The 26,246-nt window shown below is 63.0% G+C and carries 23 protein-coding genes, 1 pseudogene and 1 other annotated feature; of the genes and pseudogenes, 20 read left to right on the top strand and 4 right to left on the bottom strand.

Features of this window, described 5'->3' with window-relative positions:
• Positions 1 to 10: 10 nt before the first annotated feature.
• From AC3WON_RS21860 to loiP, 15 genes are all read left to right on the top strand, one after another.
• Complete coding sequence (locus tag AC3WON_RS21860) at positions 11 to 835, top strand: LytR/AlgR family response regulator transcription factor (protein ID WP_010810508.1); 825 nt, start codon at positions 11 to 13, stop codon at positions 833 to 835.
• Positions 836 to 967: 132 nt separating this feature from the next.
• Positions 968 to 2,245, top strand: a complete 1,278-nt coding sequence (locus AC3WON_RS21855) for an MFS transporter (protein ID WP_492319977.1) — start codon at positions 968 to 970, stop codon at positions 2,243 to 2,245.
• 57 nt (positions 2,246 to 2,302) lie between these two features.
• A complete protein-coding gene (locus tag AC3WON_RS21850) occupies positions 2,303 to 4,042 on the top strand; it encodes a thiamine pyrophosphate-binding protein (protein ID WP_492352748.1) in 1,740 nt (579 codons plus the stop codon).
• Positions 4,043 to 4,092: 50 nt separating this feature from the next.
• On the top strand, positions 4,093 to 4,590 hold the full coding sequence (gene rraA, locus AC3WON_RS21845; protein WP_011615564.1) for a ribonuclease E activity regulator RraA: 498 nt from the start codon (positions 4,093 to 4,095) through the stop codon (positions 4,588 to 4,590).
• Positions 4,591 to 4,592: 2 nt separating this feature from the next.
• Positions 4,593 to 5,009 (top strand): gamma-glutamylcyclotransferase family protein, encoded by a 417-nt coding sequence (locus AC3WON_RS21840; RefSeq protein ID WP_492319979.1) that lies wholly within the window; start codon positions 4,593 to 4,595, stop codon positions 5,007 to 5,009.
• A gap of 97 nt (positions 5,010 to 5,106) precedes the next feature.
• The gene (locus tag AC3WON_RS21835; RefSeq protein ID WP_492352747.1) at positions 5,107 to 6,060 is read left to right on the top strand and encodes an alpha/beta fold hydrolase; all 954 of its coding nucleotides are present in this window, start codon (positions 5,107 to 5,109) and stop codon (positions 6,058 to 6,060) included.
• A gap of 336 nt (positions 6,061 to 6,396) precedes the next feature.
• A complete protein-coding gene (gene aceA, locus AC3WON_RS21830) occupies positions 6,397 to 7,692 on the top strand; it encodes an isocitrate lyase (protein ID WP_010810514.1) in 1,296 nt (431 codons plus the stop codon).
• 599 nt (positions 7,693 to 8,291) lie between these two features.
• Positions 8,292 to 10,742, top strand: a complete 2,451-nt coding sequence (locus tag AC3WON_RS21825; protein WP_492352746.1) for a type VI secretion system Vgr family protein — start codon at positions 8,292 to 8,294, stop codon at positions 10,740 to 10,742.
• A 21-nt stretch (positions 10,743 to 10,763) separates the two neighbouring features.
• Positions 10,764 to 11,624 (top strand): DUF4123 domain-containing protein, encoded by an 861-nt coding sequence (locus tag AC3WON_RS21820; RefSeq protein ID WP_492319982.1) that lies wholly within the window; start codon positions 10,764 to 10,766, stop codon positions 11,622 to 11,624.
• The gene (locus AC3WON_RS21815; protein WP_492340332.1) at positions 11,621 to 11,968 is read left to right on the top strand and encodes a DUF3304 domain-containing protein; all 348 of its coding nucleotides are present in this window, start codon (positions 11,621 to 11,623) and stop codon (positions 11,966 to 11,968) included. The genes AC3WON_RS21820 and AC3WON_RS21815 overlap by 4 nt, the downstream gene beginning before the upstream one ends.
• A gap of 48 nt (positions 11,969 to 12,016) precedes the next feature.
• Entirely contained in the window at positions 12,017 to 12,238 is a 222-nt protein-coding gene (locus tag AC3WON_RS21810; RefSeq protein ID WP_492352745.1) for a hypothetical protein, read from the top strand.
• Between the two features lie 130 nt (positions 12,239 to 12,368).
• Positions 12,369 to 12,989: a DUF3304 domain-containing protein gene (locus AC3WON_RS21805; RefSeq protein WP_492319984.1), complete on the top strand. Its 621-nt coding sequence runs from the start codon at positions 12,369 to 12,371 to the stop codon at positions 12,987 to 12,989.
• Positions 12,989 to 15,232, top strand: a complete 2,244-nt coding sequence (locus tag AC3WON_RS21800) for a T6SS phospholipase effector Tle1-like catalytic domain-containing protein (protein WP_492352744.1) — start codon at positions 12,989 to 12,991, stop codon at positions 15,230 to 15,232. Before AC3WON_RS21805 ends, AC3WON_RS21800 begins: the two co-directional genes overlap by 1 nt.
• A gap of 45 nt (positions 15,233 to 15,277) precedes the next feature.
• Positions 15,278 to 16,282 (top strand): type IVB secretion system protein IcmH/DotU, encoded by a 1,005-nt coding sequence (icmH, locus tag AC3WON_RS21795; RefSeq protein WP_492352743.1) that lies wholly within the window; start codon positions 15,278 to 15,280, stop codon positions 16,280 to 16,282.
• A gap of 199 nt (positions 16,283 to 16,481) precedes the next feature.
• Positions 16,482 to 17,243, top strand: coding sequence for a metalloprotease LoiP (gene loiP, locus AC3WON_RS21790; RefSeq protein WP_492319987.1), 762 nt, complete (start codon positions 16,482 to 16,484; stop codon positions 17,241 to 17,243).
• Positions 17,244 to 17,323: 80 nt separating this feature from the next.
• Here loiP and AC3WON_RS21785 read toward each other — a convergent pair whose 3' ends face one another.
• Positions 17,324 to 17,758: a universal stress protein gene (locus AC3WON_RS21785; protein ID WP_010810522.1), complete on the bottom strand. Its 435-nt coding sequence runs from the start codon at positions 17,756 to 17,758 to the stop codon at positions 17,324 to 17,326.
• A 176-nt stretch (positions 17,759 to 17,934) separates the two neighbouring features.
• Positions 17,935 to 18,885 carry a LysR family transcriptional regulator gene (locus tag AC3WON_RS21780; RefSeq protein ID WP_492319988.1) on the bottom strand — a complete coding sequence of 317 codons (951 nt, stop codon included), beginning with the start codon at positions 18,883 to 18,885 and terminating at the stop codon, positions 17,935 to 17,937.
• Between the two features lie 281 nt (positions 18,886 to 19,166).
• Here AC3WON_RS21780 and AC3WON_RS21775 point away from each other — a divergent pair, with 281 nt between their 5' ends.
• The 4 genes and pseudogenes from AC3WON_RS21775 (at position 19,167) to AC3WON_RS21760 (ending at position 23,123) form a co-directional block, all read left to right on the top strand.
• Positions 19,167 to 19,868: a haloacid dehalogenase type II gene (locus AC3WON_RS21775; protein WP_492352742.1), complete on the top strand. Its 702-nt coding sequence runs from the start codon at positions 19,167 to 19,169 to the stop codon at positions 19,866 to 19,868.
• Between the two features lie 50 nt (positions 19,869 to 19,918).
• On the top strand, positions 19,919 to 21,505 hold the full coding sequence (aceB, locus tag AC3WON_RS21770) for a malate synthase A (RefSeq protein ID WP_492319989.1): 1,587 nt from the start codon (positions 19,919 to 19,921) through the stop codon (positions 21,503 to 21,505).
• Between the two features lie 214 nt (positions 21,506 to 21,719).
• Positions 21,720 to 22,132, top strand: a pseudogene (locus AC3WON_RS21765) (transposase); the annotation flags it as partial.
• Positions 21,998 to 22,114 (top strand) — a sequence feature (AL1L pseudoknot). It overlaps the preceding pseudogene by 117 nt.
• Before the next feature lie 142 nt (positions 22,133 to 22,274).
• Positions 22,275 to 23,123, top strand: a complete 849-nt coding sequence (locus AC3WON_RS21760) for a class I SAM-dependent methyltransferase (protein WP_492352741.1) — start codon at positions 22,275 to 22,277, stop codon at positions 23,121 to 23,123.
• A 134-nt stretch (positions 23,124 to 23,257) separates the two neighbouring features.
• On the opposite strand, the gene AC3WON_RS21755 is transcribed toward AC3WON_RS21760, so the two are convergent.
• Positions 23,258 to 23,953 (bottom strand): dienelactone hydrolase family protein, encoded by a 696-nt coding sequence (locus tag AC3WON_RS21755; protein WP_492352749.1) that lies wholly within the window; start codon positions 23,951 to 23,953, stop codon positions 23,258 to 23,260.
• A 64-nt stretch (positions 23,954 to 24,017) separates the two neighbouring features.
• Positions 24,018 to 24,143 carry a hypothetical protein gene (locus AC3WON_RS21750; protein WP_492352740.1) on the bottom strand — a complete coding sequence of 42 codons (126 nt, stop codon included), beginning with the start codon at positions 24,141 to 24,143 and terminating at the stop codon, positions 24,018 to 24,020.
• A gap of 506 nt (positions 24,144 to 24,649) precedes the next feature.
• On the opposite strand from AC3WON_RS21750, the gene AC3WON_RS21745 reads away from it, so the two are divergent.
• A complete protein-coding gene (locus AC3WON_RS21745) occupies positions 24,650 to 26,230 on the top strand; it encodes an isocitrate lyase (protein WP_492317935.1) in 1,581 nt (526 codons plus the stop codon).
• Positions 26,231 to 26,246 lie beyond the last annotated feature (16 nt).

Genomic DNA, 26,246 nt, shown 5'->3' with positions numbered 1-26,246 from the left:
CAACGCCCCCATGACCCCGACCCTTCTGATCGCCGACGACGAAGCGCTGCTGGCGCGCGTGCTGGAATCCGAACTGATGTCGCTGTGGCCCGAGGCCCGTATCGTTTCCGTGGTCCACGACGGCGTGGCCGCGCTGGCGGCGGCACGCGAGCACCAGCCGCGGGTGGCCTTCCTGGATATCCGCATGCCGGGAATGAGCGGCATGGACGTGGCGCGCGAACTGATCGAATTCGACACCCCGCCGCTGGTGGTCTTCGTGACCGCATACGACCAGTTCGCGCTGGAGGCGTTCGAGCGCGCCGCGGTGGACTATGTGCTCAAGCCGGTCCAGCGCGAACGGCTTGAGGCCACGGTGCAGCGCCTGAAGGACCGCCTGGCCGGCCCCGCCGACGATGAAGACACCGAGGCCGAAGCCTCGATCGCGGAGACGGACCGGCTTGGCCAGCTGCTGGCGCGGCTGGAATCGCTGGAGCATGCCACGCCAGGCCCGGGCGGCGCGCCGCAGCGGCAGTACCTGCGCTTTATCAAGGCACTGGTGGGGCAGGAGGTGCGCATCATCCCCGTGGACGAAGTCATCTACCTGGAGGCCACCGACAAGTACGTCAACGTGGTCTCCGGCGCCGGCGAAGCGCTGATCCGCACCAGCCTGCGCGAGCTGACGCAGCAGCTGGACCCGGAGCGCTTCTGGCAGGTGCACCGCGGCACCGTGGTCAACATCACCTGCGTGGCCAGCGCGGTCAATCAGTCGCTGGGACGGCTGTCGCTGCGGCTGCGCGACCGTCCTGAACTGCTGCCGGTGGCGCGACAGTACGCGCACCTGTTCAAGCAGATGTGAGGCATGCCCGCGGGCGGCGTGGCCGCCACCTGGCTGCAGAGGGCAGGGCTTTTCCTCTATGATGCGGGCTTCGGCCCGTATTTTTTGGGCTGCCGCCTCCTGTCCTGCCGCATAGCCCCTGCCACCAGCGCCATGTCCACCGCCGCACTCGATCCCACGCGCAATCCCCTTCGTCATGACGCCCAGGTGATCGGGCTGGTTGGCCTGGCCCACGGGGTCTCCCACTTCTACCACCTGCTGCTGGCTCCGCTGTTCCCGTGGATCAAGGCGGAATTCGGCCTGAGCTATGCCGAGCTGGGCCTGCTGATGACGGTGTTCTTCGCGGTCTCGGCGGTGGTGCAGACCGCGTCCGGCTTTGTGGTCGACCGCTTCGGCGCGCGGCCGGTGCTGTTCGCCGGGCTGGCCTTCCTGGGCGCCGCGGCCTTGCTGCTGTCGACCAGTTCCGGCTACGCCGCGCTGTTGTTCGGCGCGGCCGTGGCGGGGTTGGGCAACGGTGTATTCCACCCGGCCGACTTCACGCTGCTGAACAAGCATGTGTCGCAGCCCCGGCTGGGCCATGCGTTCTCGGTGCACGGCATTTCCGGCAACCTGGGCTGGGCCGCGGCGCCGCTGTTCCTGGTGGCGGTCGCCAACCTGGCCAGCTGGCGCGTGGCGCTGGCGGCGGCCTCGGCGGTGGCCTTTATCGTGCTGGCCGTGCTGGTAGTGCTGCGCCATGTGCTGGACCCGCGCGAAGTGCAGGGCGCCGTGGGCCGGCCCGCGGCCAAGGCTGCGGCCGGGGTGGCCACAGCCGGCGGCAGCGTGCTGGGCTTCCTGCGGCTGCCGCAGGTATGGGTGTGCTGGGCTTTCTTCCTGCTGACCACGTTCTCCGCAGCCGGCATCCAGAGCTTTGCCCCGACCGCGCTGACCTACCTGTACGGCATGCCCTTCACGCTGGCGACCGCGTCCTACACCATCTACATGCTGTGCAGCGCCGGCGGCATGATCGTCGGCGGCTTTGCCGCCGGCCGCACCAGCAACCATGACCGGCTGATCGCGGTGAGCTTCACGGTGTCGGGGCTGATGGCGGTGCTGGTCGGGCTGAACCTGGTGCCGGCGCTGCTGGTGCCGGTGCTGATGGGCGTGATCGGCTTTGGCGCCGGTACCGCCGGGCCGTCGCGTGACCTGCTGGTGCGCGCCGCCGCCCCCGCCGGTGCCACCGGGCGCGTCTATGGCGTGGTCTACTCGGGCCTGGATATCGGCCTGGCGTGCGGCCCGCTGTTTTTCGGTGCGCTGATGGATGCAAAGCTGCCGGCCTGGGTGTTCTTCATGATCGGCGGTTTCCAGCTGCTGTCGATCTTCACCGCGGTGACAGTGGGCAACGGCAACCGCTCGCGCCGCGGCGCGGCGGCGGGCCAGGCGGAGGCCGCCTAGCCCGGGCCGGGCCACCCAAGCACCGCCTTCCGAATTCGATCGCCTGAGGATGCTTTCATGTCAATGACGCCGGCCAATACCACCCAGCCTGACGATTCCGAACACGGCACGCCGCTGCCGGGCGGCCATATCCTGGTCGATGCGCTGCTGGCGCACGGCGCCGAGCTGGCCTTCGGCGTGCCGGGCGAAAGCTACCTGGCCGTGCTCGACGGCTTCCACCGCCGCCGCGACCAGTTGCGCTTCATCATCTGCCGCCAGGAGGGCGGGGCCGCGGTGATGGCCGAGGCCTACGGCAAGCTGACCGGCCGCCCCGGGCTGGCCTTCTGCACGCGCGGGCCGGGCGCCACCAATGCCAGTATCGGCGTGCACACCGCCTTCCAGGACTCGACGCCGATGATTCTGTTCATCGGCCAGGTCGGCACCGACTTCATGGACCGGGAGGCCTTCCAGGAAATCGACTACCGCCGCATGTTCGGCCAGATGGCCAAGTGGGTGGCGCAGATCGACCGGGTCGAACGCATCCCCGAATACATTGCGCGCGCCTACCAGACCGCCACCTCGGGCCGTCCGGGCCCGGTGGTGCTGGCGCTGCCCGAAGACATGCTGGCGCAGACTGCCGCCGTGCCGCAGTTGCAGGCCTACCAGCGCGTCATGAGCTGGCCCGGCGAGGCCGACCTGGCGCGGCTGGCCGAGATGCTCGACGCCGCCGAGCGTCCCTTCGTGCTGGCCGGCGGCAGCGGCTGGACGCCGCAGGCCTGCGCCGACCTGCAGGCCTTTGCCGAGCGCTTCGCGCTGCCGGTGGGCTGCGCCTTCCGCGGCCAGGACCTGTTCGACAACCGCCATCCCAACTACGCCGGCGATGTCGGCATCGGCATCAACCCGGCGCTGGCCGAGCGCGTCCGCAACGCCGACCTGGTGCTGGCCGTCGGCCCGCGCCTGGGTGAGATGACCACCGGCGGCTACGCGCTGATCGCCGCGCCGCGTCCCGCGCAAAAGCTGATCCACGTGCACGCCGGCGCCGAGGAACTGGGCAGCGTCTACCAGGCCGACCTGATGATCCAGGCCTCGATGCCGGCCATCGCCGCGCGCCTGGCCGGCCTGCAGCCTCCCGCCGAGCCGCGCTGGCAGGCGTGGACAGAAGCCACGCACGCCGACTACGAACGCTACCTGCAGCCGCCCCCATTTACTGGACAGGGCGTCGACATGGCCGAAGTCATCCGCACGCTGGACCAGCTGCTGCCGGCCGACGCGGTCGTGACCAATGGCGCCGGCAACTACGCCGGCTGGCTGCACCGGTATTTCCACTACCGCCCGTTCACCAGCGGCGGCCGCGGCCAGCTGGCCCCGACCAGCGGCGCGATGGGTTATGGCGTGCCGGCGGCGGTCGGCGCCAAGATCGCGTTCCCGCAACGCACCGTGGTGGCGCTGGCCGGCGATGGCTGCTTCCTGATGAATGGCCAGGAACTGGCTACGTCGATGCAGTACCAGGCGCCGGTGATCTTCATCGTCGTCAACAACGGCATGTACGGCACCATCCGGATGCATCAGGAGCGCGAATACCCGACCCATGTCTCGGGCACCGAGCTGCACAACCCCGACTTTGCCGCGCTGGCGCGCGCCTATGGCGCGCGCGGCGCCACCGTGACCACGACCGAAGCCTTTGCCCCGGCATTGCGCGAGGCATTGGCCGCGCCGGTCTCCACGCTGATCGAGATCCAGGTGGATCCGGACGTGATCACGCCGCGCACCACGCTGAGCGCCATCCGCGCGCAGGCGCTGGCCAGCCAGCAACAGTGAGAGGCCGAGCTGCCCGACCGGATACTTTCTTACCTATCAGGAGACCATCGATGAAGCCTGTCACCACCGACCTGTGCGACGCGCATGAAGACCGCCTTGCCGACGGCACCCTGCGCGTGATGGCGCCGGTGTTTCGCGCCTTCGGCAAGCAGGGCGCCTTTGCCGGCCCCGCGGCTACGCTCAAGGTGTTCGAAGACAACTCGCTGGTGCGCACCGCGCTGGAAGCGCCGGGGCAGGGCCGCGTGCTGGTGATCGACGGCGGCGGCTCGCTGCGCTGCGCGCTGGTGGGCGGCAACCTTGGCCTGCTGGCCGAGAAGAACGGCTGGGTCGGCATCGTCGTCAACGGCTGCATCCGCGATACCGCCGAGCTGGACGTGTGCGACATCGGCATCCGCGCGCTCGCCGTGCATCCGCAGAAAAGCCAGAAGCGCAACGTCGGCGAAAGCGACGTCGCGGTGCAGATGCCCGGCGCGGTGGTGCGCCCGGGCAACTGGATCTACGTCGATGCCGACGGCGTGCTGGTCTCGGACGAAAGGCTGGGGAACTGAGCATGCCGCGCGTCTTTGTCTACGGCACGCTGCGCGCCGGCGAGGTCAACGACCTGAACGCCGCCGCGCAGCGCCACGGCATTGCCGCGCCCACGCTGCTGGGCACGGGGACGATCGCGGGCAGGCTCTTTGACTTCGGCACCTATCCCGGCCTGGTGCTGGACGCCAGTGGCGGGCCGGTCGTGGGCGATCTCTATGAGATTGCCGAGGCGCTGTTGCCGGTGCTCGACGAGATTGAAGAGGTTTATCCCGGCCAGGCCACGCTGTTCGTGCGCGAGGAACGGCCCGTGTTGCACAACGGCCAGCCTGTCGCCTGCCTGCTGTACCCGGTGGCCGAGTCCGCGGTGGCCACGCTGCCGCGCATCGACAGCGGCGACTGGGTGGCCTATCGCCGCGCACGCGATACCGCCGCGGCCTGAGCCCCGGCTCGTTTCAAACAGACGGCGCCCATTCGCGGCGCCGTTTGCTTTTGCGTAGCATGGCCGGCGATGACATCGAACAATGGAATCGACGGCCATGAACGCTCCGCAATCCCTGCCGCCGCAGGTCTTCCCCCGGCAGTTCTTTATCCACGCCGGTGACGTGCGGCTGTGCGCCACCAGTTGGGGCGAGCCCGGGCCAGGGCGGCCCACCATCGTCCTGGTGCACGGCTATCCCGACAGCAGCGAGGTCTGGCACGGCGTGGCGGCGCAGTTGGCGGGGCGCTTCCATGTGGTGGCCTATGACGTGCGCGGGGCAGGGCGCTCAACCGCGCCGTGCGCGACTGACGCTTACCGGCTGCAGAAGCTTGCCGATGATTTCATCGCAGTCATCGGCGCGGTCTCGCCGCAGCGCCCGGTGCACCTTGTCGGCCACGACTGGGGTTCGATCCAGAGCTGGGAGTTCGTGACCGACGCTCGGCTGCAAGGTCGCATCGCCTCATTCACCTCATGCTCCGGTCCCTGCCTGGACCACGCGGCAATCGGCCTGCGCGAACTGCGCGGGCAGCGGTCGCTGGCTGCGTTGGGCAAGACATTGAGGCAGCTGGCGGCATCCTGGTATATCGGCGCCTTCCATCTGCCGTGGCTGCCTGAGCTGACCTGGCGGCTGTGGCTCGGCCGTGCGTGGCCGCGCTACCTGCGCCTGACCGAGGGCCTGCGCACGGGGCCCAGCCTCACACAAACCGCCGACGGTTGCCATGGTGTGCGCTTGTACCGTGCCAACTTCCTGCCCGTACTGCGTGCCCCGCGCCACTGTCATGCCCATGCGCCGGTGCAGGTGATCGTGCCGTTGCATGACCGGTATGTGAAGCCGGCGCTGACTGAAGACGTGCACCGCTGGACCACGCAACTCTGGCGCCGCACCGTGCCCGCGCACCATTGGCTGCCGCTGGCCGACGCCCAGGGGTTTGCCATCATGGTGCGGGAATTTGTCGAGCATATGGAAGGAGAGCTGGCCTCACCGGCGCTGCTCGCCGCGCGCCTGCGCTAGCGGAGGCGGCGCATCCTGCGCATTTTTCACGATGTGGAAAGATGTTTTGGACCGCAAAAATAGATGGTTTGCGTAGCACAACACCATTTCTCATGATGGAAGATTATGTCCCGCATCGTGAAATAAAATCGATAAGTCATTGAATTATTGAAAGAAAAAACTAAAGGGAAATTGCGGATCCAGGTTGTTGCAACGCGGGAGGGTTCTCTACACTCTTATATAAGACTCATGACCTGAGACGCGAGAAACGGCAGCGGACGCAGCAGCCCCACGACGCAGCCCAGCTCAGGTGATCAACAGATTCTCAGCCATCCCCGCATCATCAGGAGAGTGACCATGACCCGCCAAGAACAGATCCAGGCCCTGCAGAAAGACTGGGATACCAATCCCCGCTGGAAAGGGATCAAGCGCAATTTCACCGCCGAAGACGTGGTGCGCCTGCGTGGTTCGGTCCAGGTCGAGCACACCCTGGCCCGCCGCGGTTCCGAGAAGCTGTGGAACCTGCTGCACACGGAGCCGTTCGTCAACTCGCTCGGCGCGCTGACCGGCAACCAGGCCATGCAGCAAGTGAAGGCCGGCCTGAAGGCTATTTACCTGTCGGGGTGGCAAGTCGCAGGCGACGCCAACCTGGCCGGTGAAATGTACCCCGACCAGTCGCTGTACCCGGCCAACTCGGTGCCGCAAGTCGTCAAGCGCATCAACAACACCTTCCAGCGCGCCGACCAGATCCAGTGGAGCGAAGGCAAGGGCGACACCGACTTCTTCGCCCCGATCGTGGCGGATGCTGAAGCCGGTTTCGGCGGCGTGCTGAACGCGTTCGAACTGATGAAGTCGATGATCGAAGCGGGCGCCGCCGGCGTGCACTTCGAAGACCAGCTCGCTTCGGTGAAGAAGTGCGGCCACATGGGTGGCAAGGTGCTGGTGCCGACCCGCGAAGCCGTTGCCAAGCTGACCGCTGCCCGCCTGGCCGCCGACGTCTCGGGCGTGCCGACCCTGGTGATCGCCCGTACCGACGCCGAGGCCGCGGACCTGCTGACCTCGGACGTGGACGACAACGACAAGCCGTTCTGCACCGGCGAGCGCACCGTGGAAGGCTTCTACCGCGTGCGCAACGGCCTGGAGCAGTCGATCTCGCGCGCCCTGGCTTACGCTGAAGTGGCTGACCTGGTGTGGTGCGAAACCGGCAAGCCGGACCTCGAGTTCGCCAAGAAGTTTGCCGAAGCCGTGCACGCCAAGTTCCCGGGCAAGATGCTGGCCTACAACTGCTCGCCGTCGTTCAACTGGAAGAAGAACCTGGATGACGCGACCATCGCCAAGTTCCAGAGGGAACTGGGCGCGATGGGCTACAAGTTCCAGTTCATCACGCTGGCCGGCTTCCACTCGCTGAACTACTCGATGTTCAACCTGGCCTACGGCTACGCCCGCAACCAGATGAGCGCGTTCGTGGAACTGCAGGAAGCCGAATTCAAGGCCGCCGAGAAGGGTTTCACCGCGGTCAAGCACCAGCGCGAAGTCGGCACCGGCTACTTCGACGCCGTGACCCAGACCATCGAAGGCGGCCAGTCGTCGACGACCGCACTGAAGGGTTCGACCGAAGACGAGCAGTTCTTCGAAGACAAGAAAGTGGCCTGACTCTCCTGGTCACCCCTGCCGGAACGTGGGTCCGGCGGTTAAGGAAGGCGTGCGACCATCACGCCTTCTGATTTAGGCGCCGCGCCGTTCTCTCTCAGGGACGGCGCGTCTTTTTGTTTTCCAATGCTGGGGCGGGTTAGCGGGTAGCTGTTCAACGGGTGTTCAAAACTCAAACTCCATGCAGAGTTACCGCCCAAGCCTGGCCGGGCTCACGCCGGCTATTTAGAAGCCTGACGCGGGACAGGTCAATGCCCGCATCTTCCAGAGCGGCGCGCATTCTCAAGTTATGTGTGCCGCCTCTTTTGCTTCGTGCCTTACCGCCTTTTCAATTCTTCACAATTGGAAAGTTCTGAAGCGTCAGCGCAGTCCATGTGTCCGCACGTCTTTACGGAGTAGGGATCTTAGCGCGATTTCAATCTTGCTTAATTCTGTTTTCAGGCGTTTTGGGCTGCGTAATTAGGAATCGTCTGATTTATTCCCCACTTCGCTGCTCCTATTATCGAGGCCGCGTTGCTGCACTCTCATTGGCTGGTCGATGGACGACCGAGCCACTGGCTGCTGACGGCGGCGACAGTCCACTTTCCACGGAGCGTGATTGCATGGGTAGCCGATTGCGGTTTTCCTTTCGTACCGTCACCGTTTCCGGCGACGGTCTGCCGGAACTGTTGGGACAGCCACTGCTGCTGTTCTCCAAACTGTTTGGCACCGAGGGTATCAATTCCCTGTTCGAATACGAACTGGAACTGAAGACACCCGACGACCGCAACGTGCTATACGGGCCGGCGGGTGACTTCGATATGGAGGCCATGCAAGGCAAGGAGTTGACCGTCAGCATCGAGCTGGACGGCTCCGGCACCGGTCTGGATGGCGGCTTCGGCAGCGGCAAGAGAGAGATTACCGGCCTCGTCACGGAAGTGCGCGGCCCCTACTACGAACACGAACGCATCCTGTACCGCCTGACCCTGCGCCCGTGGCTGTGGCTGGCCACGCTCACCAGCACCATCCGGCCTTATCAGAACATGACTGTGCTGGAAATCGTAGAGGCGGTGCTCAGCAAATACACTTTCCCGGTCGAGCGCCGCCTGCTGGATAGCCAGTATCCCAAGCGCCGATTTCAGATGCAGGCCGGCGAAACGGACTACCAGTTCGTGCGCCGCCTGCTCGCGGAATGGGGCGTGAATTTCCACTGGGAGCATTCGGATGGCCACCACCGCATGGTGCTGACCGATGGCAATGGCGCTTTCCGGAATATCCCCAGCCCTGCCTACCATGCCATCAGCTGGTATCCGTCCTCGGACCGGGTGGATGAGGAACACTTTCATGAATTCGAGGTGCGCGACCGGCTCGTCTCAGGGGCTTGGGCGCAAGGCGATTACGACCACAACCAACCGCGCGCCAACCTCAATGTCTGCGCCACCGACCCGCGCGACACCAGCCACGCAACCTATGAGCTGTATCACTGGCCGGGCGATTACGCCGAACCCAAGAGCGGCAACGACGCCCGCAAGGAAGGCGACATGCTGGCGCGCATCAACATGGAACGCCTGCGGCAGCACGGCGTACGGGCGCGCGGCAAGGGCAATGTGCGCGCGATGGCGCCGGGACACACCTTCACCCTCAAGCGATTCCTGCGCACCAAGGCAAACTGCGAGTACCTGATTTTTGCCACGCACCTGCTGATCGAGGACGTGGGCGAGTTCGCTGGCAGCGGCCAGTCCTGGCGCTGCGAGGTCGAATTCGAGGCGCAGCCCACTAGCGAAATCTTCCGGCCTGAGCGGGTCGAAAAGCCTTACATCGGCGGTCATCACAAAGCCAGGGTCGTCGGTCCAGCCAATCAGGAAATCTGGTGTGATGACCTGGGAAGGGTGCGCTGTCAATTTGTCTGGGACCGCTATGGCACCTACGACGAGAATAGCTCCTGCTGGATTCGCGTCACCGGCTTTTCCTCCGGCGACCGCTTCGGCAACACGCACCTGCCTCGCATCGGCCAGGAAGTCATTGTCATCTACGAGGGTGGCGACCCGGACCGGCCCCTCATCTTGGGACCGGTCAACAACCGGCTGAACCTGCCGCCGTGGGATCTGCCGAGCCAGCATGCCTTGTCCGGCTACCAGAGCAAGGAACTGTTCGGCGAGGGGCGCAACCACACGCTTTACGACGATACCCAAGGCCAGCAGCAGGTGCAGGTCGCTTCGGACCACCAGAACAGCCTGCTGGCGCTGGGCCACAACGTCCGCGTCAACGACTGGGAGGGGCGCAAGGACAAGCGCGGCGAAGGCTTTGAGCTTCGAACCGATGCGCATGGAGCACTGCGCGCCGCACTCGGCATGCTTATCACCACCTTCTCGCGCCGGAACGCCGAAGGCAACATGATGAATGTCAGCGACGTCATTCAGCTGATGCAACAGGCCCTGGATATCGCCAGCACCATGGGCGACAAGGCGACCGAGGCGCAGGCGCAAGATGGCGAACAGCCCGACATCGCAAAATTGCTGGAGAAGCAGCTTGAACAAATCAAGGGCGGTGGCGAGCTGAAGGAGTTCACGGCGCCGCACCTGGTATCAGGCAGCCCCGCTGGCATTGTTTCCACCGCAGCGGGTTCCACGCACATTGCCAGTGGCACGCATACCGCGTTGACTACCGGGGAGCACCTGTCCGTGACCACGGGCGGGGGCTTTTTTGCCAGCATTCGCAAGGCACTGCGCCTGTTCGTATATGAAGCCGGCATGAAGCTGGTTGCCAACATGGGCGACATCGACCTGCAAGCCCTGAAGAACAATATCAATCTGCTGGCAAGACTCCAGATCAACGCAACCGCAGAGAAGATTACCTTCAAGGCAAAGGAAGTGCTGCTGGATGGCGGCGGCAGCTACATCAAGCTGACCGAAGGCGGCATTGAGAACGGCACCAATGGCGGGTGGATCGTGCACGCGGCCAGCAAGAACCTGACCGGCCCCAGCAGTCTTCCGGTGGAACCAAAGGCCAGACAAGTTTGCCTGGAATGCCTGCTCAAGGCGGCCGCACGCAATGCCGCCGTGGTTCCTCGATAAATAACCAGGAACAGCAGTTCGATGACAGAAGAAGAAAGCGCAGTTCATATCTACGTGCTGGCCGATGGCGCCGTGCACCCGACTCGCATTGGTGCATTGCTGCGCGAATCGGGCGCCGACTTTCGAAATGTGTATGCCGGCCTGCCCGAAGCCGATGCTGGCGACGCCTGCCTGTTCCTGGCGCGGGTGGACGATCCCAAAGCGCCCTGGCTAGCGCAATTCGACGCGATGGATTTGCGGGCGCCATGCATCACGCTCATCTGGAGCCGGGTGGACATTGACCGCCTCGCCCGTCATTTGCATCAGTTTCTCGTTGCGGACATTGGCGAAGGCATGACCGCCCTGATTCGCTACTACGACCCGCGCAACCTGCTGGTGACGATGGAAGTCTGGGGCGACGACATCGTGGAACGGATCATGCGACCCATTCAGCAATGGAAACACCGTGGCTACAGCGACGAATGGCAGTGCATTGATGGGCCGATGGAGGGTGAGAGCACGCAGGACACGCCGCCTTCCATCCAGCTCAGCCAGGAGCAACTGGACCGACTGACCGAACACTGCGAGCCGGATCAGTTGCTTGCGGCGCTTGTGGAGGGCGGCGTGGTTGATGGGGCAGGTCCTTATCTCACGCGCTTCATGGATTTTCTGCCCCGTTACCAGCGTGCCGCCGAGTGGGGGCTGACAGAGCCAGCGGATCGAATGTACTTCTGCGAACTTTCATACCGATACGGCCCTGACTTCGATGCCCACGATGACATACGACGTGCATTGGAAGAGCGTGGCAGTTCTGGGCAAACCATGATCGCCTGCGCGGATGGGGTGCATCCATCCGTCTGGGAGCAGTTGGCGAAAAATGCAAACAGGGAGGTCAACGCATGAAATCCTTGTTCGTATCGGCCTTGATGGCGGTGTGCCTTGCATGCGTGTCAGGATGCGAGCCTCGTGCGATTCAGACAGGCGATGATCCGGACGAAATGCTACCGGGTGGCGTCAGTGGATTGAACTACACGCCTTATTGCATAGCTACCTTTGACATAACCGGAGACAACGGTTTGGCAGGTGGTGGTCCAAATATCTCACCGGCCACTCCGGGCGACATGCCATCGGGTGGGGGCGCAACAATGTGCTGTATCTCGTTCCCGGCGAAATGGCGGCCGGGGCTGAATGCTAGCGTCCGTTGGATCGCCAACAAGAAGCTCGACGGCCACGCGTGGGGTTCTTGATACAAGGCAGATGCTGAGATTGCAGAGTATGGCCCAAGATCAGGTGACATGTTTGTCATTTTTCTACCCGGCGACCGGATCAAGGTAATGGTGCAAGACGGCAACGCGAATGGCCACAACAGCCTTGCAGTTCGTCCAGCTGATGATGATCCCTACGTTGCTGTTGGAAAGGTGGATGACGAAGCGAATCACGAGGAAGAGGAAGGACACCTCAGAAATTTCGGTAGCGTAATTAAAGCGGACCCATCAATTGGAGATTTAAAACAATGAGCATATTGCGATGGCCTGAAATCGCTAGCGAGTGCTCGTTTCGGGGAAAATATGATCGCCCTGCGCGGGATTGGTTGAATGCATCCGTCTGGGAGCAATTGGAAGAAGATGCGGAACGGGAGATCAGCACATGAAATCCCTGTTGGTGTGGGCCTTGATGGTATGCCTCGCGATTCTGCCAGGCTGCAATGAAAACTCTGTCGTTGGAACTCACCCAAACGACGATCTTGACGCCATGATGTCAGGCGATGTTGAGGGCCTGAACTACACCCCTTATTACGTTCACACCTTCAATATAGTGGGGCACGACAACGGCATCGGAGGCGGCGGGCCAAACATTGTTCCAGTAAGACCCGACTATATACCGACAGAGAGCGGTGGCGCCTGCTGTGGCACGTTTCCGGTCCACTGGCGCCCGGGGTTAAAGGTCACGGTGCGTTGGATCGCCAACAAGAAACTTGATGGGCACGCATGGGGTTCCTGGTACAAGGCTGAGGCGGAAATTCCAGAATATGGCACCACCACTTATGGCATGTGGGTTATTTTCCTGCCAGGAGATCGCGTCAAAGTCATGGTTATGGACGGGAATGCAAACGGCCACAACAGGGTAAAGGCTCGTCCTGCTGACGACGATCCTTACGTGGCAGTCGGGCAGGTGGACGACGAAGCGAATCGTAAGGAAGAGGCAGCACGCTTAGTGCGATTCGGTGAGGTAATTAAGGCGGACCCATCAATCGGAGAGTTGAAGTAATGAACGTATTGCGTTGGCCGGAGAAAGTGCCCGAGGGCGGCCTGCTTTCAAAAGGCAAGGAGGCTTACGATCTGGGCAAGGGGAAAGTCCGCGATTCCGGTGCGGGATGCGAACAGACGCTGCACATAAGCCTGTTCTTCGATGGTACCAACAACAACGACGACGAGGACAATCAAGCATTTCGGGATTCCAAGTGGGGCGCCCACACGAACGTAGCGCGCCTGTCCAGAGCGGCGCGCCATGAGCCGGAAAATGGTATCTATCGCTATTACATCACGGGTGTCGGAACCATCTTCACGAAGATCGGGGAAATGGAGTATTCCTCTTCCGGAAAGGGATTTGCCGTAGGCTACGGACGCCGTTGCGTATGGGGCTACACCCGCATCTTGAATGCCGTTTATAAGGCTATTGCGGGCGGCGAGGAAAATCGCTTGATTCCCGATGAGGAAGCAAAGGCCCTTTGCCTGGCTGCGGCTGACAGCTACCGCGCATTCTCTAGCGTCTTCGACGTGAAGCACAGGAAACTGGCCGGCATGCAACGGGATCGCAAGCGGGACAGCCAGCGCAACTGGGTGGTCAAGCAGGTATGGATTAACGTCTTCGGCTTTTCGCGCGGGGCTGCCGGTGCCCGCTCATTCATCGGCAAGCTGACCCGCGACTGGGCGCCGGGCGGCAAGATCGCGGGTGAGATTCCCTACAAGGTGAACTTCATGGGGCTGTTCGATACCGTGGCTTCGGTGGGGCTGCCCGATTCGGTGAAGGCCTCCCTCGATATCAGCGTGTTTGACGGCCATTTCGCCTGGTCGAATGACGGGTTGATGAACATCCCTGAGGACGTGCAGCGCTGCGCGCATTTCTTCTCCATCCATGAGCAGCGCATGAGTTTCCCACTGGACACCATCCGTGAGGGCAGTGTTTATCCGGGTGGTCCGGGCAAGCGCTTGGAGGTTGCCTTTCCTGGGGTTCACTCGGATGTCGGGGGCGGCTACCCGCCCAATGATCAGGGCAAGGCACGGGAAGGGGATGCGAGCAAGCTTAGCCAGATTCCGCTGCACCAGATGTATATCGAAGCGTTGCGGGCCGGGGTGCCCTTGCAACTAGAGGAGGAGATCGTTTACCTACAGGGTAAGCAGCATGACTTTGTGTTGGGAAAAACCTTGATCGATGCCTTCAACCGTTGGCTAGACAGGACCGTCGAAATTTCGCGCGTGGAAGATGCCTTGCGATTCGGCATGCGCCAGAGCCTTGCGTGGCGCACCCTGCGTGCCCGATGGAACAAGGGCGACTATGTGACCAACCAGCCGTTCTTCCTGGCAGCGCATGAGGACGGCATGACGCCGCATCAGTTGGAGCAGCAGGTTGACAAGGCCATGAAAACCGATACCGAGGCGATCAAGATTCGCAAGCGCATCGATGAGTTGGCCGCTGCCCGCACGACGCTTGGATTGGCCGGGATCGCGCAGGAAGGATACATCAGCGCAGACCAGATGAAGGAGGGCGAGAAGCTGGACAAGCAGGCAAGGCAGGCCTGGGATGCGCTCCAGCGGCGTCGAGAGCAGAAGTACCAGGAAGTTGCACGAGCGAAGGATAAGACCCGGCCCGGAGAGGGGGCCGCTGAGACGGTGACCAACGACCAGCACGATCTCCGCGAAGCTGCCGAGGAATTCCGGCTGCTGCTGGGCTATCTCCATCCCGAGCAGCGGGCAAGCCTCGGCGTGGAGCTATCGCCCATGACGCCGCGACCGCCAGCGGTGGGCGCTCACATGCTTTGCCCGTTGCGCGTTCCGCTGGCGGCATATACCAACCCTACCGGTCAATACCTCTGCGTGCCGCGCGAGAGCAACCCCGACAGCAAGCGCGTGCTATTGATCCCCAAGGACTTCTACGTCCAGACCGCGGTATTTTCAAAATTCGACGCGGAGAAATTCGATGTCCTGGTGCTGCCAGCCAGAGACATGCTCGATCAATTGCGCGCCTGGACGGCGCCAGCGGTGGTCGATCAATTCGCCCGCCAGGAGCGGGCAGCCATTGCCCTGTTCGACAACTATGTCCACGACAGCCGGGCCTGGTTCCGCGTGCCCGACTTCCATGAATATGCGCCCGGTGGTTATGGATGGGCGCGCGTGTTCTTCATCGGCCATGACAACTGCGTGCGGCATCTGGGATTTGGCACGGATGCGCTGGTCAAGAGTGTCAATACGGGTCCAAAGCCTACGCCTGCGGAAATGGCGATGCATGATTAACAATACAGCGATTGGCTAAGTTGATCATGACATCGGTAACGGCACATGTTGGAGACTGATCCCACCCCTCGCAAAGCCCCATCCTGGTTGCCGAAACAGGGCGGCCAAGCGGGCGGCAAGTCATCACCGAGCCCCAGGCCGAAGCCGAAGGCAAAGCGGAAATTCGCCCAGGACATCGATGCAGCTATCCAGGGCAAGGATGCGGAACCGGTCACGGTCGCCCCCTACGATGAAGCGGCGCTTGCGAAGCGACTTAAGGCCATTCAGGCCGCTCCCAATCCGCTCCATGAGGCAGCTCGACCACTACTGCGGGCGATGTGTGACCTGAAGCCGAAGATGAAGCTTCAGCGCAGGCAGGTGGAGCAGTTGCGCGCCTTGCTGGAGCGCGAAGTTCACGCATTCAAGACGCTTTGCCATCAGGCGAACATCGAGGCCGACCATATCACCATTGCAAGCTACACGCTTTGTTCGGCACTGGACGAGGCGGCACAGCATTCGAAATGGGGCGGCGGAAAAGACGGCACCGGCGTCTGGGCACAGATGGCGTTATCCAGCCAGTTCCACGGAGACCGCGAAGGCGGCATCAAGGTCTACCAACTGCTGGCCCGCGCCATTGAGGACCCGCACGGCAAATACGACCTGATCGAGTTGTTTTATCTCGTCATGAGCCTTGGGTTCATGGGCCGCTATCGGGTGGAAGCGGGAGGAGACCGGCAGCATGAGCATATCCGGCAGAAGCTCTACGAACTATTGAAGTCACAACGTCCGCCGGTGCGGGATGCACTATCCGGCGATCTGGAAATCTCCAAAGAACGGAACTTCCGGCCGCTGTGGGGAATTCCAGTATGGATGGCAGTCACCGCATACGCGCTTGCGGCGCTTGTCGCTTTTGGATATTTCAAATATCAACTATCGACCCGCGCGCACGAAGTCGCGCGGGAGATCGAGGCGATTGGGGACGCCGCGGCGTCAGCGCTGCCTCGGGCGCTACCCCCACCAGATGTCAAGGTTGGCGGCAATGAATCGGGAGATGGCAGTCGCAAACAGTGATTGCCCGCGAACACGTTGGGGAGGCGGCCCCGCTTGAGCCGACATCACTGGGCCCGCGGCGGGCGCGAATTTGCCGGAACTCAATAAATTGTCATTTTTGGCAACTTGCAGCATTTGGGTTATTCCCGCCGTAAGCAATATGGCTTAAAGTGCCGGGGCCTTTATCGGCACTTCCGAGCTACCCACCAAGAACAACATCATGAAAGCATCTCTCTCGCTCGCTTCCTGCGCCATCGCGGCGGCACTGCTGGCCGGCTGTTCCGGCGGCATGCCCACCAATCTCGATGGCGTGATGAGCGCCGGCACTTCCCTGGCCAAGGCTGCCACGCTGTCCGACGCCGACGTCAAGAGCCTGTCCGACCAGGCCTGCGCTGAATCGGACAAGACCAACAAGATCGCCGCTGCCAACACCACCTACAACAAGCGCCTGGTCAAGATCATGAGCGGGCTGAAGAACAGCGATGTGCCCAACGTCAACGCCAAGGTCTACATGACCAAGGACGTCAACGCCTGGGCCATGGCCAACGGCTGCGTGCGCGTCTACAGCGGCCTGATGGACATGATGACCGACGATGAAGTGCGCGGCGTGCTGGGCCATGAGCTGGGCCACGTGGCGCTGGGCCACACCAAGAAGGCCATGCAAGTCGCGTACACCGCAACGGCCGCACGCGGCGCGGCGGCAGCTGCCGGCAACGGCGCGGTGGCGGCGCTGTCGCAGTCGCAACTGGGCGAGCTGGGCGAGAAGCTGATCAACGCACAGTTCTCGCAGTCGCAGGAAAGCGCGGCGGATGACTACTCGTTCGACCTGCTGACCAAGAACAAGGCCAACACGCGTGGCCTGGTGACGGCGTTCCAGAAACTGGCCAAGCTGGACGGCGGCAAGTCCAGCATGTTCTCGTCGCACCCGGGCTCGGAAGACCGCGCCAAGCATATCGAGCAGCGCATCAGCAAGGCTTCGTAAGCGGCCTGCGCAAGCAAAAAACCGCCCGCACCGGTCATGCCGGTGCGGGCGGTTTTGCTTGGTTGGCGCTGCGCCGGGGGTCAGCGGTAGACGATCACCGGGATGTCGGTATGCGTCAGCACCTTCTGCGTCTCGCTGCCCAGCAGCAGGCCGGACAACCCGCGCCGGCCGTGCGACGCCATGAAGATCACGTCGCAGCCATGGCGCTCGGCCGCGTCGATGATGCCCAGGTAGGGCACCGCAAAGGTCGACATATCGGCGTCGAAGGTCACGCCCGCCGCCGTGGCCAGGTTCTCGACCTCTTTCAGATACAGTTTGGCCTGGTTCTCGATGCGGTCCTTGAAGGCCTGCGGGGCTTCGACCACGATTTCGCTGAACGGCGTGTAGGGGTACTCCTCCAGGCAGACATAGGCCGTGATGCGCGCGCCGATGGCCTTGGCGAGCTCCAGCCCGCCGTTGATGGCTTTCTTGGAGAGTTCCGAGCCGTCGGTGGGTAGCAGGATATGTTGGAACATGCGGGGCTCCTTTTCTGACTAGGGGATCGGGGCAGGGCAGCCAGCTGGCATCGGCGGATGCCGGGGCGCCGGGACGCGCCTGTCACGAATCCATTGTAGTCAGTGTGCCGAGAAGGGCATTGCGCGGAATCAATTGCAATGAAAGCGTCTCTGCATACCGGCAGGGGCCCCATGCTTCAGTCCGCCAGGACCTCGGCAACCGGCATGGCCGCGGCCCGTTCGGCCCGGCGCCAGTAGGACGGGTTGCCGTAGGTGTTCTTCAGGTGATCGATAAACAGCCGCACCCGCAGCGGCAGGTGCTTGCGCTGCGGAAACACCGCATGGATGCCGATCGGCGGCGCCTGGAACTCATCCAGCACCGTCACCAGCCGCCCGCTGGCGATCTCGCTGCCGACCTCCCACCAGGAGCGCCACGCCAGCCCGTTGCCTTGCAGGCACCACTCATGCAGCACCGCGCCGTCGCTGCATTCCATGGTGCCGCCGACCTTGACCGTGACCGCGCGGCCTTCCTCCTGGAACACCCAGCCACGCTGCACATTGGCGCTGGCGCCAAAGGCAAGGCAGTTGTGGCGTTGCAGGTCTTCCGGCGCCATGGGGCGCCCGGCGCGCGCCAGGTACTCGGGCGAGGCCACCACCACGCGGCGTGTTTCCGCCAGCCGGATCGATACCAGGCTGGAGTCGGGCAGGTCGCCCAGGCGGATGGCGCAGTCGAAGCCTTCATTGACCAGGTCGACCACGCGGTCAGACAGGTCCAGCGTGATCGAAACGTCCGGGTGCGACTCAATAAACAGCGGCACCAGCGGCGCCACGTGCTTGCGGCCATAGCCCGCCGGCGCGGTCACGCGCAGGTGCCCGCTGGCCTTGACCCCGCCGGCAGAGACACTGGCCTCGGCGTTGTGCAGGTCGTTCAGGATGCGCTGGCAGTCTTCCAGGAAGGCAGAGCCTTCAAAGGTCAGGCTGATCTTGCGCGTGGTCCGTACCAGCAGCTTGACGCCCAGGCGCTCCTCCAGCGCGTCGATGCGCCGCCCGATGATGGCCGGCGCCACGCCTTCAGCCGCCGCCGCTGCGGAAAGGCTGCCGCGCGACGCGACGGATACAAAGGTCTCCAGTTGTTTGAAATGGTCCACAAATGTTTGCCTGATGTGCCTGCGGTGTGCCGGCACGGTCACGCAATCGGTGGCGTTGCGTCCATATGGCCGGCAGTGAGGAGGATTTGGTGCGGAGTTTTGTTTTAGTCAGCCAAGATTAGTTGCCTAAAAGTAAAAGATCAAGTGACCCGCGACCACTTTGCCGCACTGCAGCGTCTCCCTACAATTCGATGCATTCAATGGTGTACAGAGCCACGCAGCTGTGGTCTGCTCGTCCATCCACCCAGTCGCCCGTACCGTTGCAGGTTGCCCAGGCCCTCATGAACAAGATCCGCGCAGTCGTCTTCGATGCCTATGGCACGCTGTTCGACGTGTATTCCGTCACCGCGCGCGCGGAACAACTGTTCCCGGGCCGCGGCGAGGCGCTGGCGCTGCTGTGGCGGGACCGGCAGATCGACTACACGCGCATCCGCACCATGGCCGCGCCCGATGGCTCGCGCTACAAGCCGTTCTGGGCGATCACCGTGGACGCGCTGCGCTACGCCGCCGAGCGCCTGAACCTGACACTGGACGAAGCCGCCGAAGCGCAGCTGCTCAAGGAATATGCGTGCCTGTCCGCGTTCCCGGAGAACCTGGGAGCGCTCAAGCGCATGCGCCGCGCCGGGCTGCCGCTGGGCATCCTGTCCAACGGCAATGCCGAGATGCTGGACATCTCGGTCAAGAGCTCCGGCATGCATGGCCTGTTCGACCACGTGCTGTCGGTGGACGCCGTGCGCCAGTACAAGACCGCGCCGGCCGCCTACGCGCTGGGGCCGCAAGCCTTCAGCCTGCCCGCGGAAGAGATGCTCTTTGTCTCGTCCAACGGCTGGGACGCCTGCGGCGCCACCTGGTTCGGCTACACCACATTCTGGATCAACCGTGCCGGCCATCCGGCGGAGCGGCTCGACGTAGCCCCCTCCGGCACCGGGCACGACATGAACGACCTGCTTGAATTCGTCCGCGCCCGTGGCGTGGCGGTGTAGCAGGGTCCCTTCAACCAAGCCTTACCGCTATCGATCACAGGAGAAGACTGATGGCTATCACGCTGCCCGCGGGCATGAAGATTACCGGCGAGATCCTGCCGGCCTACGAAGATATCCTCACGCCGGAAGCCCTGGCCCTGGTAGACAAGCTGCACCGCGCCTTTGAACCGCGCCGTCAGGAACTGCTGGCCGCGCGCGTGGAACGCGCCAAGCGCCTGGACGCCGGTGAGATCCCCGATTTCCTGCCGGAAACCAAGAGCATCCGCGAAGGCGACTGGAAAGTTGCCCCGATCCCCCAGGCCCTGGAATGCCGCCGCGTGGAAATCACCGGCCCGGTCGAGGCCAAGATGGTCATCAACGCCTTCAACTCGGGCGCTGACAGCTACATGACCGACTTCGAGGATTCCAACACCCCCAACTGGCACAACCAGCTGCAGGGCCAGGTCAACCTGAAGGCCGCCGTGCGCCGCACGCTGACCCTGGAATCCAAGGGCAAGCAATACAAGCTGAACGACAAGATCGCCACCCTGCAAGTGCGTCCGCGCGGCTGGCACCTGGATGAAAAGCACGTCACCATCGACGGCAAGCGCATCTCGGGCGGCATCTTCGACTTCGCGCTGTTCCTGTTCCACAACGCCCGCGAGCAGATCGCCCGCGGCGCCGGCCCGTTCTTCTACCTGCCCAAGATGGAAAGCCATCTGGAAGCGCGCCTGTGGAACGACATCTTTGTGATGGCGCAGAACGAAATCGGCCTGCCGCAAGGCACCATCAAGGCCACCGTGCTGATCGAAACGATCCTGGCGGCGTTCGAGATGGACGAAATCCTGTATGAACTGCGCGAGCACAGCGCTGGCCTGAACGCCGGCCGCTGGGACTACATCTTCTCGTGCATCAAGAAGTTCAAGAACGACAAGGACTTCTGCCTGGCCGACCGCGCCAAGGTCACGATGACCGCGCCGTTCATGCGCGCCTACGCGCTGCTGCTGCTCAAGACCTGCCACCACCGTGGCGCTCCCGCCATGGGCGGCATGAGCGCGCTGATCCCGATCAAGAACGATCCGGAGAAGAACGCCATCGCCATGGAAGGCATCATCAGCGACAAGCGCCGCGACGCCACCGACGGCTACGACGGCGGCTGGGTGGCCCACCCGGGCCTGGTCGAGCCGGCCATGAAGGAGTTCGTGGCAGTGCTGGGCGACAAGCCGAACCAGTTCGGCAAGCAACGCCCCGACGTGCAAGTGAAGGGCGCCGACCTGCTCGACTTCAAGCCGGAAACGCCGATCACCGAGCATGGCCTGCGCATGAACATCAACGTCGGCATTCACTACCTGGGCGCCTGGCTGGACGGTAACGGCTGCGTGCCGATCCACAACCTGATGGAAGATGCTGCTACCGCCGAGATCTCGCGCTCGCAGGTATGGCAGTGGATCCGCTCGCCGAAGGGCAAGCTGGAAGACGGCACCAAGGTGACGGCCGAGCTGGTGCGCAAGCTGATTCCGGAAGAGCTGGCCAAGGTGAAGGAACTGGTGGGTGGCGATACCAAGACGTATGACCGGGCTGCTGAGATTTTTGAGCAGATGGCTACGTCGGAGGATTTTGCTGAGTTCCTGACGCTGCCGCTGTATGAGGAAGTTTGAGCGGGTAGGGTGCTTGTAGGATGAAAAACCGCAGCTTTGGCTGCGGTTTTTTCTTTTGGGGGTCCGTCAGGACGGCGGTGTGGCTATGGGGTAGGGCGACGCCTTTGGATTCCACGGGGTCTTCCGTGTCTGAACTGAGTTGACGGGAGCGGTGGGGCAGGTCTGAACCGCCCCGGGTTTCGAGGAGGCTCCACTCTTTGAGAGAATGGAGTCCATGAGGAAGTCAGTCAAATTTTCCCCGGAAGTCCGGGCGCGCGCCGTGCGCATGGTGTTCGAGCATCGTGACGAGCACGAATCGCAGTGGGCGACCGTGGTGTCGATCTCAGCCAAGATTGGCTGTACCGCGCAGACCTTGTTGGCTTGGGTTCGCCAGCATGAGCGCGACACCGGTCAGCGCGCAGGCACAACCACGGCAGAGGCCCAGCGTATCAAGGATCTGGAGCGCGAGGTCCGCGAACTGCGCAAGGCCAACGAAATTCTCAAGCTGGCCAGCGCGTTTTTCCCCCAGGCGGAGCTCGACCGCCGATTCAAGTCTTGAGGGACTTCATCGACGAGTACCGAGGCCCCCTTGGGGTCGAGCCGATTTGCAGGGTGCTGCAGGTCGCCCCGTCGGGCTATCGCCGCTATCACCGTCTGATGGCGCCGCTGGGATATGTGCCGCCGGCCGAGTACGAGGCCAACTACTATCAGCAACTTGAGCAGCAGGCCACACGCATCGCTTGCGCACTACAATGCTCCTGTACAGGCGGCGTCCTGAGGGAGTCTCCAGATGACCGACAGCAGCGTGAAATCCAATCTTCGCAATACGTGGGAGTCGGCAGCACCCGGCTGGGCGAAGTGGGAGCATGTGTTTGCCACCAATCTTTCGGGCGCCACGGACACGCTCATCGATATGGCCGGTATCCGGCTGGGCATGCGCGTTCTCGATCTGGCCTGCGGTGCCGGCAGCCAGAGCGTCCAGGCAGCGATGCGAGTGGGTGCCGGCGGCGAAGTGGTCGCCAGTGATATATCTGGCTCCATGCTGGAGCATGTCCGCCGAAATGCCGCTCGTGCCGGTCTTCAGAATATCGAAACGCTGGAATGCGCAGTAGACGAATTGGACGAGACACTGGCGCCGTTCGACGCGGCGATGTGTCGATTGGGATTGATGCTTTTCCCGTCACCTGGAGATGCATTGGAATCTGTCCGACGCGTACTCAAGCCTGGCGCGCGTTTCGCGGCGCTAGTCTTCACGACGCCGGCCAACAATCCCTTTATGGCCCAGCCGATGGCGATCCTTCTACGCCACGCGGGCAAGTCTCCGCCCGCCCCCGGACAACCTGGAATCTTCGCACTGGGAGGCGATGGCGTGATGGAGCGCCTGATGAACGACAGCGGTCTTGGCGATGTGAAAACACAGCACGTTCGAGCGCAGCTCGTCTTGCCGAGTGCGTCTGATGCTCTGCAACTGATGCAGGAAGCCGCCGGGGCATACCGGGCTGTGGTAGCGGACCTCGACGTCGCGGCGAGATTGAGGGCCTGGAACGAGGTTTATGAATGCCTTAAGCAGTTCGAGGTCGGTGAAGGCTTCAAGACCGAGCTTGAACTCATCATCGGGTCAGGCACCAAGCCAGGATAGTTTTCGCCCGTTGGAGACTGAGGGTCGCCTACGGGCCTAATCGCGTCGCCTCATGCGCGACACGGTACGACCGGAACGGGACCGCACCGGCGCCGTCCCCGGTCCCGCCGGACGGAGCGTGGTTGCGGCGCAGGCTATGGCATTGCCTGGAAGAACGAGAGCGTCCGGGCATTGGCCCGTTCGGCGGCGTCGGCGACATAGTGGACGCCCTGGTTTCGCGCGAAGGCGTGCATGCATCCGGGATACGTGTGTATCTCGACATTGGGCTTGTCCGACAGCGCCGCGACGATCCGCGCCCGCGCTTCCGGCGGCACGAATTCATCTTCCTCGGCGATATGCATCAGCAGCGGCGTGGTGAACGTCGCGGCTTCGCCGAGATGCTTGTCGATGCCGACCCCGTAGTAGGAGACAGCCGCCTCGGCATTGGTGCGGACTGCGGTCAGGAATGCCAGCAGTCCGCCAAGGCAGTAGCCGACCGTGCCCACGCCGCCGGTAATGCCGTCCAACCGCCGCGTGAACCGGATGGTCGCATCCAGGTCGCCCACGCCCGCATCGACATCGAAGGCCTGGTAGAGCGCCAGGGCCTTCTGCCATTCCGCATCGCTCTTGTCGGTGAGTTCGACGTTCGGCTGCTGGCGCCAGTAGAGATCCGGGCAGATGGCGGTGAAACCGTGTTGCGCGAAATGATCGCAGGTGGCACGCATGTCGTCGTTGATGCCGAAGATCTCCTGGATCACCACAATGGCCTTGCCGCTTGCCGCTGATGTCGGCCTGGCAAGGTAGGCCCGGAAAGTGCCGTCCGCAACGTCGATCGATGTGTACTCGCCCATGATGCCTCCTGTTATGCGGGGGTTTTGCCCATGCGGGCAGCCGTCAATGTAGCGCAATTCCCCGTCAGCGCGCGCCCAGTGCGGCGAGCAATTGGGCGGTGGTCAGGATGGCATGCGCGAACGTGGGCCCGTTGATCTCATGCGCGGCGTGCAAGGCTTCCGGCGAGAATGCCGCGGTCGTGTCCCGCACCAGGGTCACGTGGTAGCCAAGTTCCGCCGCGCACGGTGGTCGACGGGCGCCGGTTCGACCGCCATGCAATCGGCTGGATGGCGCCGGACCGCATGTTCCATATCGACGCCAGCCGCCCGGCAAGCTGGATGACAATCTCCATGCCATGCGAGCTCGTCTGCCGGTGGATGGCGACAAACGCGGACAATGCCGACTTGTCATTGCTCGCCCGTTGCTCGAGCCATCCGTGCTCGCCCCTGCCTCCGACCACTGAAAGCGCTTTTCACATTGTGGAATTTGCTGCGTGTTTCCCCGGGCGCTAGCTTTCGTTCTCTGAAAAAGCTTTCCACATTACAAAATTTAGCGCCTATCTCATTGAAAAATAAGGGGAAATGAACTCTTATGTCTTATATAAGACTTTGCCGCGACGCATCAAGAAGGCCCTACAATGAACCCACGCTGCTCGCTTCGACATCCGCCAGCACACTCAACTTTTTTCAAACGCGCTTTCTTCTTAGGAATTTCCCATGGCCCAGTATCAAGACGACATCAAGGCAGTTGCCGGTTTGAAAGAGAACCACGGCAGCGCGTGGAATGCCATCAATCCCGAGTATGCCGCCCGCATGCGTGCCCAAAACAAGTTCAAGACTGGCCTGGACATCGCCAAGTACACTGCCAAGATCATGCGCGCCGACATGGCCGCCTACGATGCCGACTCGTCGAAGTACACCCAGTCGCTGGGCTGCTGGCACGGCTTTATCGGCCAGCAGAAGATGATCTCCATCAAGAAGCACTTCAACAGCACCGAGCGTCGCTACCTTTACCTGTCCGGCTGGATGGTGGCCGCGCTGCGCTCTGAGTTCGGCCCGCTGCCGGACCAGTCGATGCACGAAAAAACCTCCGTCAGCGCGCTGATCCGCGAGCTGTACACCTTCCTGCGCCAGGCCGACGCCCGTGAACTGGGCGGCCTGTTCCGCGAGCTGGACGCGGCCGAAGGCCCCGCCAAGGCCGCCATCCAGGCGAAGATCGACAACCACGTCACCCACGTCGTGCCCATCATCGCGGACATCGACGCGGGTTTCGGCAACGCCGAAGCCACCTACCTGCTGGCCAAGCAGTTCATCGAAGCGGGCGCATGCTGCATCCAGATCGAGAACCAGGTGTCCGACGAGAAGCAGTGCGGCCACCAGGATGGCAAGGTCACCGTGCCGCACGAGGACTTCCTGGCCAAGATCCGCGCCATCCGCTACGCCTTCCTGGAACTGGGCGTGGACGACGGCATTATCGTGGCCCGTACCGACTCGCTGGGCGCCGGCCTGACCAAGCAGATCGCCGTGACCAACACCCCGGGCGACCTGGGCGACCAGTACAACTCCTTCCTCGATTGCGAAGAACTGTCGGCCGACGCACTGGGTAATGGTGATGTCGTCATCAAGCGCGACGGCAAGCTGCTGCGTCCCAAGCGCCTGCCCAGCAACCTGTTCCAGTTCCGCGCCGGCACGGGCGAAGCGCGCTGCGTACTGGATTGCATCACCGCACTGCAGAACGGTGCTGACCTGCTGTGGATCGAAACCGAAAAGCCGCATATCGCCCAGATCGGCGGCATGGTCAGCGAGATTCGCAAGGTCATCCCGAACGCGAAGCTGGTGTACAACAACAGCCCGTCGTTCAACTGGACCCTGAACTTCCGCCAGCAGGCGTATGACGCGATGAAGGCCGAAGGCAAGGATGTGTCGGCATACGATCGCACGCAACTGATGAGCGTTGAATACGATCAGACCGAACTGGCGAAGCTGGCCGACGAAAAGATCCGGACCTTCCAGGCCGACGCGGCGCGCGAAGCAGGTATCTTCCACCACCTGATTACCCTGCCGACCTACCACACCGCCGCACTGTCGACCGACAACCTGGCCAAGGAATACTTCGGCGACCAGGGCATGCTGGGTTATGTGGCTGGCGTGCAGCGCAAGGAAATCCGTCAGGGCATCGCCTGCGTCAAGCACCAGAACATGTCCGGCTCGGACATCGGCGACGACCACAAGGAGTATTTCAGCGGCGAAGCGGCCCTGAAGGCGGCGGGTAAGGACAACACCATGAACCAGTTCTGATACCAGTAGTACCCCA

The sequence above is a fragment of the Cupriavidus sp. FW305-46 genome (assembly GCF_058787075.1).
The sequence above is the reverse complement of the archived record's forward strand: the minus strand, read 5'-3'. Positions and strand labels throughout refer to the sequence as shown.